Source organism: Pandoraea horticolens, from assembly GCF_902459555.1.
GTDB classification, from domain to species: Bacteria; Pseudomonadota; Gammaproteobacteria; order Burkholderiales; family Burkholderiaceae; genus Pandoraea; species Pandoraea horticolens.
Genome location: NZ_CABPSM010000008.1, coordinates 195,620 through 211,343 on the forward strand (window position 1 = coordinate 195,620; position 15,724 = coordinate 211,343).

Sequence of the window (15,724 nt, forward strand, 5' to 3'; positions counted from 1 at the left end):
GCCAGCGGCCCGGAAACTCTCGGCACCGCCCAGGACCGCCACGCGGTGCAGGGCTCCAGCGTGGCTGGAGCCCTGCACCGCGATTTTTTTGTCAGCCGGCCTGCAACGTCACCGTCTCGCCCGCCTGTAGCGACGCAAAACGCGACAGTGCGTCGAACAGTTCGGAATCGTCGCGCGTGTCACGCCATTCGTCGCCCTTTAGACGGTAGTGGAAACCGCCCGAGCGCGCGGCCACCCAAATTTCGCTCATCGGCGTTTGCAGGTTGACGATGATCTTGCTGCTGTCTTCGAATTCGAGCGTCAGGACGTTGCCCGTACGTTCGCAATCGATATCCACGTCGCTCCCCTCGACGGCCACCTCCACCTGCGCCAGCACTGCCTCGGCGAGCGCCAGGAATTCACTTTCCGTCATGTTAAACTCCATGCTTTGCGTCATCGTTCGCATGCCGCACCACGCGGCGATACCCCCAATGACTGCACCTATTCGAACCTGCGCGATTGTAGCCTCGATTGCCCTTTTGAGCGTGTTGGCTGGCTGCGGTCAGGCCGGGCCGTTGTACATACCGGCCCGTCCGGCGAAACCGGTGCCGCCCCCAGGTGCACCGCTGCTGCCACCGCCGCTCGTGCCAGAGCCGCAGCGTGGACCGTCGGTCGACGTGCCCTCGGCCGCGTCGCTGCCTGCAGCCAAGCCGGAATAAGCAGGGTCAGGCCTGAAAGCCCTCCGCCTTGCCAGCGTGCCCCAGTTGATTACCGAGTTTTTGCGATGTCCGACGCTATCTTCTCCTACCGCGACAACGTACTCCACGCCGAGAACGTTGCCCTGCCCGTGCTCGCCGAGCGTTTCGGCACGCCGCTGTATGTCTATTCGAAAGCGGCCCTGACGAACGCCTATCAGGCTTACGCCAAGGCGTGCGAAGGCCGCAACGCCGCCGTGCACTACGCCGCCAAGGCCAACTCGAACCTCGCCGTGCTCGGCGTGTTCGCCAAGCTCGGCGCAGGCTTCGATATCGTGTCGGCCGGTGAGCTCGCCCGTGTCATCGCGGCGGGGGGCGATCCGAAGCGCGCCGTGTTCTCGGGCGTCGGCAAACATGCGGACGAGATGCGCTACGCGCTGGAAAAGGATGTCTTCTGCTTCAACGTGGAATCGCGTCCGGAACTCGACCGTCTCAACGAAGTGGCTGGACAAGCCGGCAAGCGTGCCCGCGTGTCGCTCCGCGTGAACCCGAACGTCGATGCCAAGACGCACCCGTATATCTCCACGGGTCTGCGCGGCAATAAGTTCGGCGTGGCCTACGAAGAAGCCTTCGACGCCTATCGCGTCGCCGCCGCGATGCCAAACCTCGAAGTCGTTGGCATCGACTGCCATATCGGCTCGCAAATCACGGAAATTTCGCCGTATCTCGACGCGACCGACAAGATCCTCGATCTCGTCGAAAAACTCGAAACCGCCGGCATCTCACTGCATCACATCGACGTTGGCGGCGGCCTGGGCATCACCTATACGGACGAGACGCCGCCGGACATCACCGCGTTCGCCACCACGCTGCTCGATCACATCGCCAAGCGCGGTCATGGTCATCGTCAGGTATTGTTCGAGCCGGGCCGCTCGCTCGTCGGTAACGCGGGCGTGCTGCTCACGCGCGTGGAATTCCTCAAGCACGGCGAGACGAAGAATTTCGCCATCGTCGACGCGGCGATGAACGATCTGGCGCGTCCGGCAATGTACGAGGCATATCACGCGATCGACCCGGTTGCGCGTCGCGCAGCCGATGAAGTGACTTATGACGTGGTAGGCCCCGTGTGCGAGAGCGGCGACTGGCTCGGCCGCGACCGCGCGTTGGCGATTGCCCCGGGTGATCTGCTCGCGATCCGCTCGGCGGGCGCCTACGGCTTCACGATGAGTTCCAACTACAATACGCGTCCACGCGCCGCCGAAGTCATGGTCGACGGCGACCAGGCCTACCTCGTGCGCGAACGTGAAACGGTCGAGTCGCTGTTTGCCGGCGAACGGCTGCTGCCCGGGAACGCCTGACCCCACTGCCTGCGAAGTGCCCAGATCAGACGGGCGCCGAGCAGGCCTGCCACCACGATCGCATAGATCGCCGGCTGGGCGAGATCGTTCTTGCCCGCCTTCATCCACCAGTAGTGCAGGATCGCCAGCACGGCAATCGCATAGATCACGCGATGCAGCCGCTGCCAGCGCCTCCCGCCCATGCGTCGCGCCATCGCGTACGGCGACGTAAGCGCCAGCGGCACCATTAGCACGAACGCCGCAAAACCCACGGTAATGAACGGGCGCTTGCCCGACACGTCGCGCAGAATGCTCGCCCAATCGAACCACTGATCCAGCCAGAAATACGTCGTGAAATGCAGCGCGCCGTAGAAAAACGCAAACAGCCCGAGCATGCGGCGCAAGCGCAGTAACCATGGCTGCCCCAACACGCGACGCACCGGCGTGATCGCGAGCGTGACGCAAAGCATCACCAACGTCCAGGTGCCTGTCGAACGCGTAATGAACTCGACCGGATTCGCACCAAGCCGATCCGTCAATCCGTAGACGCCAAGCCGCAGCAACGGCACCGTCGCCAGCAGGAAGATAGCCGCTTTTGCCCCCGGCAGCCAACGCGGCACGGGGGGCGAATATTTTGCGGCACGGGCGGCGCCGGCGGCAGCGCCGGGCACATCGCCCGAATTGGATGGCGTCATCGGCACGAGGTTGTCGGCTCAGAAGAATTTGCGCAGATCCATACCCTGATACAGGCTGGCGACTTGCTCACCGTAGCCGTTGAACATCAACGTTTTGCGCTTGGGCGTGAAAATACCGCCATCGCCGATGCGCCGCTCGGTCGCCTGACTCCAGCGCGGATGATCGACACCGGGATTCACGTTGGAATAGAAGCCATACTCCTCCGGCGCGGCACGATTCCAGCTCGTCAGCGGCATTTTTTCGACGAAACGGATCTTCACGATGGATTTAGCGCTCTTGAACCCATACTTCCACGGCACCACCATCCGCACCGGTGCGCCGTTCTGGTTCGGCAGCACCTCGCCGTACAGCCCGAACGTCAGAAGAGAAAGCGGATGCATCGCCTCGTCCATGCGCAGGCCCTCGACGTACGGCCAACTGAGTACGGGGTACGACAGCCCCGGCATCTGCTTCGGATCGGCCAGCGTGACAAATTCCACGTATTTCGCGTTGCCCGTCGGCTGTACCTGATTGATGAGTTCGGCGAGCGAGTAGCCAATCCACGGGATCACCATCGACCAGCCCTCGACGCACCGATGACGATAGATACGCTCCTCGAGCGGTGCGAGCTTGAGCAGCGCATCGATATCGTAGACCTTCGGCTGTTTCACCTCGCCCTCGATCGCTATCTGCCACGGGCGCAGCTTGAGTGTGCTGGCCCGGCGCGCCGGATCGGATTTGTCGGTGCCGAACTCGTAGAAGTTGTTGTAGGTGGTGACGTCCTTGATGTCGGTCGGCTTGTCGGTAATCACGTAGCGCGTGTTACGTGTGGACGTCAGTTTTGCAAGGCCAGTGCCGGGGCTATCGGCTGCGAACGCGAGACGTTGCGGCAGTACGCCGAAGGCCGCACCGCCCAGCCCCGTCAGTCCGGCGCCGGAAGCGCGCAGAAAGCGCCGTCGTCCGGTGACGACCTCGCGAGGCGTGATGCTGCTCGCCGGAATGTCGGCACCGCGCAAACGCGATTTGCTCGTACTCATGATTCGCCTCCCAGACCTGCCCGGTCTGCCTCTGTTGTCCATTCCGTTGAATGGCGGACGCCACTGTCGACTGAGACTGACGCTCCGGCGACGCCGTTCCCGCCACCACGCCGCGGGAAATCATACGGCACGATGAAAAAAACCGCCGGCACCTGAGCGCGGCGGCTTTCCGAGCGGGCCCCGACGCGGTGACCCGCGTCAGAGCTGTCCGTAGCTGTGCAACCCCGAGAGGAACATGTTCACACCGAGGAACGCGAACGTCGTGATCAGCAGACCGGTCAGCGACCACCACGCCGCCACCACACCACGCAGCCCCTTCATCAGGCGCATGTGCAGCCACGCGGCGTAGTTCAGCCAGACGATCAGCGCCCATGTCTCCTTCGGGTCCCAACTCCAGTAACCGCCCCACGCGTCGGCAGCCCACAACGCGCCGAGAATCGTGGCGATCGTGAAGAAAGCGAAACCCACGGCGATGGCCTTGTACATCACGTCGTCGAGCAATTCGAGCGACGGCAGGCGCGACGAGAAGAAACCACTGTCGAGCGGCTTGCCGGCCGCTGCCAGACGCCGGTTTTCGCTCGACTTGAGCAGATACGCAACCGCGACCATCGCGGCGAGAGCGAACGTGCCGTAACCGATGAAGTTCGCCGGCACGTGGATTTTCATCCACCAGCTTTGCAGCGCCGGCACCAGCGGCTGGATCTCATAGGCGCTGCGCGCCACGCTGTACCAGAGGTTGAAACCGACGGCCGCACTGATGACGAGCAGCACGAACGGTCCGAGCGAGCGCGTTTCATAGCGACGCTCGTAGTACAGGTAGAACAGCGCCGTGATCAGGCAGAAGAGCACGAAGACTTCGTACAGGTTCGAGATCGGAATGTGGCCGACGTCGGCCCCCACCAGATACGATTCGTACCAGCGCACCATCATGCCGGTGAAGCCAAGCAGCACCGCCGCCCAGCACAATGACGAGCCCACGCTCGCACCGAACGGCGAACGGGCGAGCAGACCGCCCCAGTAGAAAAGCGTCGCCAGGAAGAACAGCGCGCTCATCCACAGGATGGCCGACTGGCTCGAGAGGAAGTATTTGAGGAAGAACGCCTGATCGGCCCGCGCCAGATCATGGTGATACAAGCCGATACCCGAGAGCGCGAGAATGGCGATCCCGGCCATCAGCCAGCGCACGGATCGCCAATGCCAGCCGAGTAGCGCGAAGGTGGGTACGGCGAGCACCAGAATCGTGTGCTCGTAGTAATCCATGTAATGGCCGTAGCGGTTGAGGGCAAAGCCCGCACCGATCGCCAGCGCCAGTGCGAACAGCCAGTCGCCGATACTGCGCTGGCGCAGCCAGGAGACGTCTGAATAGCTTTGCGATAACTCCATCTGTCTCACCTTCATCGTTTTGTGACGATCTCGTCCATCTCCGCCTTCGTGCGGGCGAATTCCTTTTCGAAATCCAGTGTGCGGCGTGTCGTCGATACCGCCATCAATACCGAACTGCCACCGTCCGGCGTGTCTTTCAGCCACATCCACAGACGCCGCTCGCGTACGTAGAACATCGAGAAGATGCCGAGTACCAGCAGCAAGCTGCCAAGATACACGATCTTCTTGCCCGGCGAGCGTGTGAGTTGGAAGACGCTCGCCTGGATTTGCTCGAACGAATCGAGTTGCAGAAAAACCGGGGCGTCGTACAGGAAGTTGTCGGACAGCGCGTTGGTGGCCGTGTGCACGAAGCGCTCGTTCTCCGGCGAGGGCGTCATCGCCGGTTGCCCGGCCTGTTCACGGGCGACCTGCCACAATTGCCAGACCGTACCATCGAGAATGCGGCGGAACATGTCTGCGGCGCTGGATTGCTGCTCCTGCGGCACCTTTTCGTTCACGAACTCCGCAATCGCCTGCAAGCCGCCCTTCGTCTGGCTGGTTTTGCTTGCCGGAATCACACCGGCAAACAGATCCAGTTCGCGCTTGGCGCTTTCTTGCAACTGACCGCGGAGCGTCGCCGAGGTCTGCGCCGGCAGCGACTGTGCAGCGAAGCGGCGAGCGGCTTCGGCGCGCGCGCCATCGTCCTGAAGGGCGGCACGCAGCAGCATCCATTGCTTGACGGAGCCGTCCTCGTCCGCCGGAATGCGCAAGTACTGGAACGGACCGTCCGGCGTGTCACGCACCCCCGTCATAAAGACACGCTCACCATCGCCCACCAGAATCGGCAGCATGTAGTTGCGGTACTCCTTCGCCTGTCCGCTGCGATCGCGCACCTTGTATTGCACCGAGGGGCCGACGTTGCGCAGATCCTTGCTCAGATCCGTACGGGCGCCCGAGCCAAGTTGTGCGCTCAGGTCGTCGCGCAACGACTTGCGAGCCACACCGCGCACATCGCGCTCGCCGCCGCCATTGCTGATGTTCTCAACGTTGATCGCCCGGAAGTCGCTGAACTCCACGGTGTATTCGTCCTTGCCTGCGGCACCGCCACGCAGTTGCGTCGAGCCGCCTATGTCGCCCGAGAACGCGAACGTCCGATCCGACGCGCCGTGCATGGGGTAACCGGTCAGCTTCAGTTTGCTACCGCCGTCCTCGAAGCTCGATTGATAGATCGCTACGCCCTTGAAGATGAACGGCTCGTTGACCTTCACCGTCGCGTCCATCGTCTTGCCGGTCTCGGGGTCGGTGACCACGATGTCGCTCGCGAAAAGCTTCGGCATGCCCGTCGAGTAGTAGTCGACGTGGAATTTCTTCAGTTCGATGGCGAACGGCAGATCCTGCACGACCGAGCCATCCTGAAAATTCAGGATCGCCGTCGTCGATTTACCGCCCTCCGGCACGAACGCGTAGCCGCGGAACGCCGGATTGCTCGGCGAGAGACGATGCGTCTCCGGAATCTGCGAGATCACCGCATTGCCCTGCATCGGCGATTTACCGAACAGCAGCATCTGGGCACGGATCAGCAGATCGCTGTCGACCAGCCCGCCCAGGCAAATGATGACGATGGCACTGTGCGCGAAGATGTAGCCGATCTTGTTGATTGCGCCCGCCTTGGCCGCGACGAGCGTCGCGTTGTCGCGCTCGCGCACAACGAAACGGTAGCCGCGGCGTCCGAGATAGCTCGTGAGGCGCGGCAGCAGGTCGCCGCGCGACGTCGGCCCGGTGAATTCGGCCTTGTGACCGAAGGCGCGCAGGCTGCCCTCGCGCACATGATCGCGCCAACTGCGAACGTCCGCGATCATCTTCGGCGCATTGCGCACGACGCACAGCGTCGTCGACGCCATCAGGAAGAACAGGATCAGCAGGAACCACCACGAGCTGTACATGGTGTACAGGCCGAGCGAACGGAAAACGTCGGCCCAGAATGGACCGAACTGATTGACGTAGTTGGGATACGGGTCGCCCTGCTTGAGCACGGTGCCAACGATGCTGGCGATGGCGAGCACGGTCAGCAGGCTGATGGCAAAACGCATCGAACTGACCAGCTCGATACCATCGCGCACCCATCGTTGCGCGCCCTTGATCTGTATTCCGGAGGTACTGATGCTCATCCTGTTTCCGACAACAAAAAAGGGCGGGGACGCGTTTCTCACGCGCCCGCCACCCTGTGTATGCTAAACCAGATCGATCCGGTCGCTCTGCGGCGCCGCTGCTGGTTTCGTTATAAGTCAGCGAATATACCCTGACGTTCACATGATGTCAGGGCAGGGGCTGCCGATCAGCGCAAACCGGCAATGTAATCCGCGACTGCCTTGATTTCCTTGTCCGACAAACGCGAGGCCACGGTGTGCATGGGAGCATTGTTCTTACGGGTCTCATCGCGAAACGCGACCAGTTGAGCTGCGGTGTAGTCTGCCCATTGGCCTGACAGACGCGGATACTGCGACGGCATACCGGCACCGGTGGGGCCGTGGCAAGAGGCGCACGCGGGCACCCCCTTCTCGGCCAGACCACCGCGATAGATCTTCTCGCCCAGCGGCACGGTATCCTTGTTGCGCGCGACGCCCGGCTTCGCGGTCTGCGAGGCGAAATAGGCAGACACGTTGCGCATGTCCTGTTCGGACAGTGCCGCGACCATGCCGGCCATGATGGGGTTGTTACGCGCGGGAGTTTTGCCGGGTTGCGCCTTGAAGTCGACGAGCTGTTTGTCCAGATACTCGGCGTGCTGGCCGGCGAGCTTCGGGTAGGCGCCGCCAGTACTATTGCCGTCTGCCGCGTGGCACGCGGCGCAGACCTGACTAGCAATTGCCTGTCCCCGGTTCAGGTCCGGTTTGGCAGGCGCCTGGGGCTCGGCGGCTTGTCCTGCACCGCTCAGAAGAAAGCATGCCAGCGCCAACGGTGTTGCAGCGAGAGACTTCCACACTCCTCGGTTCATTCGCACACCTTATATCTGTTTTGTCGGGAAATCGGTCGTTCGAACTCACCGTCCGACGCCGTGTTTCTCCTCCAACCTCACGGCGCGCGAGACGTTCGGGCAAGCCCTGGCAAGGCCAAGGTTAACTTTCATATTGTACAATAAAGTCTTTCCCCGACTTTAGGGGATTTCCATGTAGAAGGCCGCAGAACGGGGCTCCCCGGCCTGTTGCCGGTGGGCATCAAACTCACCGTTTTGCGCCCCTGCACCCGCGTTGCGGCCCGATCCCTGTGGCTGCAGCGCTCCCCGGTTTCCGTCATGTCCCTACTTCATCAAGCCCGCTTCTTCACGACCGTCAATCATCTGCGCGATCTGCCGCCTACGGCCGTGCCCGAGGTCGCCTTCGCGGGACGCTCGAACGCGGGTAAGTCCAGCGCACTCAACATCCTCTGCAACCAGAAGCGGCTGGCCTTCTCGAGCAAGACGCCGGGGCGTACGCAGCACATCAACTACTTCGAGATCGCTCACCTCGAACACCTGTACGGTTATCTCGTCGATTTGCCGGGTTACGGTTACGCGGAAGTCGGCGGTGGCGTGAAGGTTCACTGGCAGCAGCTTCTCGGCGACTATCTGGTGCAGCGTCCGCAACTGCGCGGTCTCGTGCTCGTCATGGACTCGCGCCGGCCGTTCACCGACCTCGATTGCGAACTGATCAACTGGTTCATGCCGACGGGCCGTCCCATCCATGTGCTGCTGACCAAAGCGGACAAACTCACGCGTCAGGAAGCGACTGTCGTACTGCGCGACACGCAAAAACGCCTGGCTGCGCTGCCTCGCACCGACGGGCTGCCGTCCGACGATCCCGCGACGCCGCCGCAGTTCACGGCCCAGTTGTTCTCGTCGCTCAAGCGCACGGGTGTCGATGCGGCGCAGAGCATGCTCGAAGCGTGGCTCGCCATTCCGGCGCGCAACACCGCCAAGAAGTAAGGTTATCCGGGCCTATCGCACACGTGGGGCGGACGCGTCCTTCTCGGCAATGTTCAGTCCCGCGAACGACACTTACCGTAACCGCGAGGCAGCGCTGCGTCAAACCGCTAAGGTAGACGGCGGACATGCACAACGGGCGCGACAAATCGTCGCGGCGAGCCGCGCGGCGATTCTTGGAGTCATCGAGAATTGGTGAGCGCACCTGACGGCGTAGCGTCCCCTCAGCCGAACGGATGAGATCGTTTGAATCGGCCGGGAAGCCCGATTGTCCGGGGCTTTGCCGCGACGATTCGCGCGCACATAAAAAAACCGCCGTGTAGGCACGGCGGGTTCAAATAAGCCTTATCGTAGAACGACAGGCGCCCGCTCAGGGAGGAGAAGCGGGGGACCTCGCACACAGTGCGAACATCCGGTTGGTATGATATACCATGCGTTCGAAAGTTTCCCGGCAAGTGCCCTTTTTTGCGCACCTTCCCTCTTAGGGAGCCGTTGAGCCAAACGCAACGACTATCCGTTTTCGGGACACGTCCACACCGCCGATTTCGCGGGAACCTTCGAAGCACCACTCTTCGTCCAAAGGACCGATCGCATGAGTTCCTACCCCCTGCTTCGCCCGCGCCGCATGCGTCGCGATGACTTCTCACGCCGTCTGATGCGTGAAAACCGCCTGACTTGCGACGACCTCATCTACCCGGTGTTCGTGCTCGAAGGCGAAAAACGCCGTGAGGCAGTCGATTCGATGCCCGGCGTCGAGCGCGTCTCCGTCGATGAGCTGCTCCACGTGGCCGACACATGCGTCACGCTCGGCGTACCAGTGATTGCGCTCTTTCCGAACATCGAGGCATCTCTGAAGACCCCCGATGGCATTGAGGCGACCAACCCGGACGGTCTGATCCCGCGCGCCGTGCGCGAACTCAAACGTAACTTCCCCGATCTCGGCGTGTTGACCGACGTGGCCCTCGACCCGTACACGAGCCACGGTCAGGACGGCGTACTCGACGAAAACGGTTACGTCATCAACGATACGACGACGCGCATTCTCGTGAAGCAAGCCCTCACACAGGCCGAAGCCGGTGTGGACATCGTCGCCCCTTCCGACATGATGGACGGGCGTATCGGCGCTATTCGCGAAGCCCTTGAGGCGGCTGGCCACATTCATACGCGCATCATGGCGTACGCCGCCAAATACGCATCGGCCTTCTACGGCCCGTTCCGCGATGCTGTCGGGTCGGCATCCAATCTGGGCAAAAGCAACAAGATGACTTACCAGATGGACCCAGCCAACTCGGACGAAGCGCTGCGCGAAGTGGCGCTCGACATCGAGGAAGGCGCGGACATGGTGATGGTCAAACCCGGCATGCCGTATCTCGATATCGTGCGCCGCGTGAAGGATGAGTTCCGCTTCCCCACGTACGCATATCAAGTCAGCGGCGAATACGCGATGCTCAAGGCCGCCGCGCAGAACGGCTGGCTCGATCACGACAAGGTGATGATGGAATCGCTGCTCGCATTCAAGCGGGCTGGGGCGGATGGCATCCTGACGTACTTCGCCCTTGATGCAGCACGTCTGATCCGCACGCAGGCCTGAGCGCGGCGCAAAACGCGAACGGCAGAATTTGCACGTGGCGTCAGATCAGCCAACGCGACTTGGCTGCCTGCGCTAGCGCAATCTTCTGCGGCGAAAAGAACGGCCAACCCGATTTCTGAACTGCCCCCAAGGGTTGGGTTTGCACCCAACGCTCGGAGGTTGGCCCATCTCGGGTTGGCCGTTTTGCATTGCTATGGGATCAAGCTATCGCCAGATCCGCAGACTCGGGCCGGCAAACACATCGGCTGCCACTCAGAGGCTCAGACGCTCAAACCGGCGGTCCGTATGCTTTGTCGAGGCTGCGCAGGAACTGGTCTGCGGATTGTGCGCCGATGACGCGTGTGCCAGCCACTTCCTCGCCACGGCCATCGAAGAAGATGATGCCGGGCGGCCCAAACAATCCGAAGCGCTTAAGTAGCGCCTGATCGTCGGCATTATTCGCAGTGACATCGGCTTGCACGAGCACCATCTGATCAAGGCGTGCTTTCACCTTCGGATCTGTGAAGACAAAGCGCTCCATCTCCTTGCAGCTAATGCACCAGTCGGCATAGAAATCGAACATCACCGGACGCCCCGCCGTTGCCAAGACCCGATCGAGTTCCGCAACGCTGCGCACGCGCTGGAACCTGACGCCCTCGACCGCCACAGAACTCGCACCGGCGTTCCCCGAAGCCACCGTCGTTAGCCCGGCCAGTGGCGCGAGCGGATCACGTGCCCCGGCCGCAGCGCCCACCAACGCGACAGCCCCAAGAAGCGCAACGGCAACACCGAGCCCCTTGAGAAGGCGTCGAGCACCGCTCACGCCCTCAGGCAGGTTGTCGAAAACGTGCATGAAGGAAGCGGCCACCAACAGCAGGATTCCCCAGCCCAACAACAGAACGGGCGTTGGCAGCAACGGCCGCACAATCCACAGGGCGACACCAAGGAGCAGGAAGCCGAAGAAACGCTTCACGCCGTCCATCCACGCCCCGGCGCGCGGCAGCAATGCGCCACCACCGCCGGCGAGGATCACGAGCGGCAACCCCATCCCCAACGACAATGCAAAGAGCGTCGCACCACCAAAGACTGCATCCCCTGTTTTCGCGATAAAGGCGAGCGCGGCCGCCAGCGGAGCCGTCACGCATGGACTGACAATCAGCCCCGAGAGCACGCCCATCATGGCAGCACCGATCCACTGACCGGACCTTTGCTTGCGTGCGGCATCATCGATTCTGGCGCGCAATGCAGACGGCAACTGAATCTCGTACATCCCGAACATCGACAGCGACAGGATGACCATCAGCAACGCAAACAGAACCAACACCCACGGGGCTTGCAAGAACGCGATGAGACCTTGCCCCAATAGTCCGGCGGCCACACCGATGACGGTATTCACCACGGCCACGCCGAGCACGTAAGCAATGGCAAGACGTATCGCCTTACCGCGGCTAGCCCCTTGTCCCGCGACGATCGACAGAAGAATCGGGACCATCGGCAATACGCATGGCGTGAAAGCCAACCCGACACCGAGCGCGAAGAAGATGGCCAGCGCCAGCGCAAAACTGCCGCCGGAAAGAATGCGCTCCGCCTCGCTGTAGTCTTCTCGCGCCGACAACCAGCTACCTGCCGTGCGGGCGGACGTTACCGCCTGAGCTGCCTCAGCCGGCTTGCCACCAGGCGCCTGCGCCCCGTCGCCGAGCAGTGCCTTCGTGACTGACCCAGATGACGGTGCGGCCGTTGAACTCTCGCTCGCCGCACCACCAACCGCAGCCGCTGAAATCTTGAGTGGCTTATCCATCGGCGGATAGCACAGCCCCTTGTCCGCACAGCCCTGCATGGTGACATTCAGTGTGAACGGGCCGCCCGCCTGACTGACGGGAATACGAACGTCGATGGGTTCGTGATACACCTCCATGTCCTTGCCGAAGGTCTCGTCATGCTTGACCTCTCCCTTCGGAAATTCCGGCGTACCAAGCTTGACGGCAGGGTTGTCTGCCGCGAAGGCGAATCGCTCGCGGTAAAGGTAGTAGCCCTTTGCCACCTCGAAATGCAGCAGAACAGCACCGGGCTGCTCCGTTTTCGATACCTTGAAGGCGACATCCGGATCGAGAAAATCGTCGGCAGCATGTGCAAGCCCTGCGCCTAGCGATAGCACGACGGCCAAGACCAGCCATGCAAACGTCCATCGCCGGAAGACGCGATTGCGTAGTAATGCCCGCGGATCGCTACCAGCTCTCACGATCAGCGGCCCAGCAATTCTCGTCACATCAAACATGCAGTTTCCCCCGCGTCTCATCTTCGACCCAGCGCGCATAGGCAGGCAATGCCGCAGTGGCGGGCCATGCAACGATTTCGGGTACGTCGTAAGGATGATGTTCTTTGATGTACTGCTCAAGCGCGCCATAACGCGCGGCAGTCGTCTTGATCATGAGCGGCACTTCCACACTCGCCTCGCGCTTGCCTTGCCACCGATAGCTTGAACGCACCGGCGTCATTTGTTGCACACACGCCGCCAGCCGCTCGGAAAGCATGCCGTCGATCGCGGCTTCGGCGCTAGCCTCGTCGGGAAACGTCGTCATGACGATAAGAAGAGCATCCATAGTGTGCGGTAGACCGTTCAGGCATGAGGATTGTTCACTGTACACCGACACCGTGAAACGTGCGCAACCGGTCTGCGATTTCCGGACTGATGCCATCACGTCTTCGGACAACACGCCGAAACGAAAAAAGCCAGGTCAACGACCTGGCTTTTTCATATGACTCACGATCTCGAAAAGATCGTTGCGTGAATCGCTTACTCAGCGACTTCCGGCGCTTCCGTGTCGACTTCCGGACGGTCCAGCAGTTCGACGAAAGCCATCGGGGCGTTATCGCCCACGCGGAAGCCCATCTTCAGGATACGCAGGTAGCCGCCCGGACGGTTGGCAAAGCGCGGACCCAGTTCGTTGAACAACTTCGTGACCATTTCACGATCGCGCAGGCGATTGAACGCCAGACGACGGTTGGCAACCGAGTCCTTCTTACCCAGGGTGATGAGAGGCTCGACAACCTTACGCAGTTCCTTGGCCTTCGGCAGCGTGGTTTTGATCGCTTCGTGCTGGATCAACGAGTTCGACATGTTACGCAGCATTGCCAGACGGTGGCTGCTGGTGCGGTTCAGTTTACGCAAACCATGGCGGTGACGCATTTCGACTTTCCTTTAAACAGAGTTTTCGACCTAGCTCTTCTATCGGTGACAAACACCGCGGGCCGGTACCTTCGCTATCGGCCGTATCGGAACACTCCGACGTGCCGCACTTACGTAGCGACATGGCCACCCGAAGGCGGCCATGTCGTTACAACTTACTTCTCGAGACCAGCCGGCGGCCAGTTTTCGAGCTTCATGCCCAGCGTGAGACCACGCGAGGCAAGCACTTCCTTGATCTCGTTGAGCGACTTGCGACCCAGGTTCGGGGTCTTGAGCAATTCGTTCTCGGTACGCTGGATCAGGTCGCCGATGTAGTAGATGTTTTCGGCCTTCAGGCAGTTGGCCGAACGCACCGTCAACTCGAGATCGTCCACCGGACGCAGCAGGATCGGATCGATCTGCGGCGCACGCGACGGCGCTTCGCTGGCGGCTTCCGTGCCTTCCAGCGCAGCGAACACCGACAGTTGGTCGACGAGGATGCGAGCCGATTGACGGATCGCTTCTTCCGGCGACACCACACCGTTGGTTTCGATGTTCATCACGAGCTTGTCCAGGTCCGTACGTTGCTCCACACGGGCCGATTCGACCGCATAGCTCACACGCTTGACCGGCGAGAACGACGCGTCGAGGACGATACGACCAATCACCTTGGCCGAATCATCGCCATAACGGCGCACGTTACCCGGGACATAACCACGCCCCTTTTCGATCTTGATCTGAACGTCGAGCTTACCGCCCTTGGCCAGATGCGCAATCACGTGATCGGGGTTGATCAGTTCCACATCATGCGGCACTTCGATATCCGAAGCGCGCACTACACCTTCACCATCCTTGCGCAGCGTAACAGTGACTTCGTCACGGTTATGCAGCTTGAACACGACACCCTTCAGGTTCAACAGGAAATTGACGACATCTTCCTGGACACCGTCGATGGTGGAGTATTCATGCACAACGCCGGCGATCGTCACTTCGGTTGGCGCGTAGCCCACCATCGACGACAACAGCACGCGGCGAAGCGCGTTGCCCAAGGTGTGGCCGTAGCCACGTTCGAACGGCTCCATCACGACTTTGGCGTGATGCTCACCGACCGGCTCAACCGCAATGATCTTGGGCTTCAACAAACTGGTTTGCATAGGTTTCCTTTTCAATACCCTCGGCTCGTTACACCGATAAGGCTGATGGGTGACAAACCTGCACGGAACGCAAAACGCGCCGTGAGGCGCGTCAGCATACGGATTAACGCGAATACAATTCGACGATCAGGCTTTCGTTGATGTCGCCCGCGATATCGCTACGTTCCGGCAGTGCCTTGAAAGTGCCTTCCATCTTCTTGGCGTCAACCGAAACCCAGATCGGGAAACCGACTTGCTCAGCCAGCGACAGCGATTCTTGAATACGCACTTGCTTCTTGGCCTTCTCGCGCACGGTGATGATGTCACCGGCCTTGACCTTGATCGACGGGATGTTGGCAACAACACCGTTCAGCACGATCGCCTTGTGGCCGACCAGCTGACGCGCTTCAGCGCGCGTCGAGCCAAAACCCATGCGGTACACGACGTTGTCCAGGCGCGACTCGAGCACTTGCAGCAGGTTTTCACCCGTGTTGCCCTTTAGACGGTCGGCTTCCGCGAAATAGCGGCGGAACTGACGCTCGAGCACGCCGTAAATACGCTTGACCTTCTGCTTTTCACGCAGTTGGTTGCCGTAGTCCGACGTACGAGCACCCGAGGTGCGGCCATGCTGACCCGGCTTGCTATCCAGCTTGCACTTGTCGGCGAGCGAGCGACGTGCGCTCTTCAGGAAGAGGTCAGTACCTTCACGGCGGGAGAGTTTGGCCTTCGGGCCGATATAACGTGCCACGGTTGTTCCTTTATCTCAAAATCTGACGTAGCGAACTTTGTCCACTACGCAAGTCCGGTACCAATGT

The 15,724-nt window shown here is 61.3% G+C and carries 15 protein-coding genes; 4 read left to right on the forward strand and 11 right to left on the reverse strand.

Annotated features, from left to right (window positions below):
- Positions 1 to 91: 91 nt before the first annotated feature.
- The gene (gene cyaY, locus PHO31112_RS15075; protein ID WP_150621246.1) at positions 92 to 412 is read right to left on the reverse strand and encodes an iron donor protein CyaY; all 321 of its coding nucleotides are present in this window, start codon (positions 410 to 412) and stop codon (positions 92 to 94) included.
- A 58-nt stretch (positions 413 to 470) separates the two neighbouring features.
- Between cyaY and lptM the strand changes: the two genes are divergently transcribed.
- Both lptM and lysA read left to right on the forward strand, forming a co-directional pair.
- Positions 471 to 698: an LPS translocon maturation chaperone LptM gene (gene lptM, locus PHO31112_RS15080; RefSeq protein ID WP_150621247.1), complete on the forward strand. Its 228-nt coding sequence runs from the start codon at positions 471 to 473 to the stop codon at positions 696 to 698.
- A 65-nt stretch (positions 699 to 763) separates the two neighbouring features.
- Positions 764 to 2,032, forward strand: coding sequence for a diaminopimelate decarboxylase (lysA, locus tag PHO31112_RS15085; RefSeq protein WP_150621248.1), 1,269 nt, complete (start codon positions 764 to 766; stop codon positions 2,030 to 2,032).
- Here the strand turns inward: lysA and msrQ are convergent.
- The 5 genes from msrQ to PHO31112_RS15110 all read right to left on the reverse strand — a co-directional run bounded on the left by msrQ (position 1,960) and on the right by PHO31112_RS15110 (position 8,077).
- Positions 1,960 to 2,706, reverse strand: a complete 747-nt coding sequence (gene msrQ / locus PHO31112_RS15090; protein ID WP_150621249.1) for a protein-methionine-sulfoxide reductase heme-binding subunit MsrQ — start codon at positions 2,704 to 2,706, stop codon at positions 1,960 to 1,962. The two genes, lysA and msrQ, sit on opposite strands and share 73 nt — an antisense overlap.
- An 18-nt stretch (positions 2,707 to 2,724) precedes the next feature.
- Positions 2,725 to 3,723, reverse strand: a complete 999-nt coding sequence (msrP, locus tag PHO31112_RS15095) for a protein-methionine-sulfoxide reductase catalytic subunit MsrP (protein WP_150621250.1) — start codon at positions 3,721 to 3,723, stop codon at positions 2,725 to 2,727.
- A 198-nt stretch (positions 3,724 to 3,921) separates the two neighbouring features.
- A complete protein-coding gene (gene ccsB / locus PHO31112_RS15100) occupies positions 3,922 to 5,106 on the reverse strand; it encodes a c-type cytochrome biogenesis protein CcsB (RefSeq protein WP_150621251.1) in 1,185 nt (394 codons plus the stop codon).
- Positions 5,107 to 5,117: 11 nt separating this feature from the next.
- Entirely contained in the window at positions 5,118 to 7,253 is a 2,136-nt protein-coding gene (locus PHO31112_RS15105; RefSeq protein WP_246178231.1) for a cytochrome c biogenesis protein ResB, read from the reverse strand.
- Between the two features lie 167 nt (positions 7,254 to 7,420).
- The gene (locus PHO31112_RS15110) at positions 7,421 to 8,077 is read right to left on the reverse strand and encodes a c-type cytochrome (protein WP_150621252.1); all 657 of its coding nucleotides are present in this window, start codon (positions 8,075 to 8,077) and stop codon (positions 7,421 to 7,423) included.
- A 297-nt stretch (positions 8,078 to 8,374) separates the two neighbouring features.
- Here PHO31112_RS15110 and yihA point away from each other — a divergent pair, with 297 nt between their 5' ends.
- Both yihA and hemB read left to right on the forward strand, forming a co-directional pair.
- Positions 8,375 to 9,043 (forward strand): ribosome biogenesis GTP-binding protein YihA/YsxC, encoded by a 669-nt coding sequence (gene yihA, locus PHO31112_RS15115; RefSeq protein ID WP_150621253.1) that lies wholly within the window; start codon positions 8,375 to 8,377, stop codon positions 9,041 to 9,043.
- Between the two features lie 589 nt (positions 9,044 to 9,632).
- Entirely contained in the window at positions 9,633 to 10,631 is a 999-nt protein-coding gene (gene hemB / locus PHO31112_RS15120) for a porphobilinogen synthase (RefSeq protein ID WP_150621254.1), read from the forward strand.
- 268 nt (positions 10,632 to 10,899) lie between these two features.
- On the opposite strand, the gene dsbD is transcribed toward hemB, so the two are convergent.
- The 5 genes from dsbD to rpsD all read right to left on the reverse strand — a co-directional run bounded on the left by dsbD (position 10,900) and on the right by rpsD (position 15,657).
- Entirely contained in the window at positions 10,900 to 12,876 is a 1,977-nt protein-coding gene (gene dsbD / locus PHO31112_RS15125) for a protein-disulfide reductase DsbD (protein WP_246178234.1), read from the reverse strand.
- A gap of 1 nt (position 12,877) precedes the next feature.
- Complete coding sequence (gene cutA / locus PHO31112_RS15130) at positions 12,878 to 13,210, reverse strand: divalent-cation tolerance protein CutA (RefSeq protein ID WP_150621256.1); 333 nt, start codon at positions 13,208 to 13,210, stop codon at positions 12,878 to 12,880.
- Between the two features lie 194 nt (positions 13,211 to 13,404).
- Entirely contained in the window at positions 13,405 to 13,797 is a 393-nt protein-coding gene (gene rplQ / locus PHO31112_RS15135) for a 50S ribosomal protein L17 (RefSeq protein WP_010804110.1), read from the reverse strand.
- Between the two features lie 155 nt (positions 13,798 to 13,952).
- Positions 13,953 to 14,930 carry a DNA-directed RNA polymerase subunit alpha gene (locus PHO31112_RS15140; protein WP_010804111.1) on the reverse strand — a complete coding sequence of 326 codons (978 nt, stop codon included), beginning with the start codon at positions 14,928 to 14,930 and terminating at the stop codon, positions 13,953 to 13,955.
- Between the two features lie 103 nt (positions 14,931 to 15,033).
- On the reverse strand, positions 15,034 to 15,657 hold the full coding sequence (gene rpsD / locus PHO31112_RS15145; protein WP_150586518.1) for a 30S ribosomal protein S4: 624 nt from the start codon (positions 15,655 to 15,657) through the stop codon (positions 15,034 to 15,036).
- Positions 15,658 to 15,724: the final 67 nt, after the last annotated feature.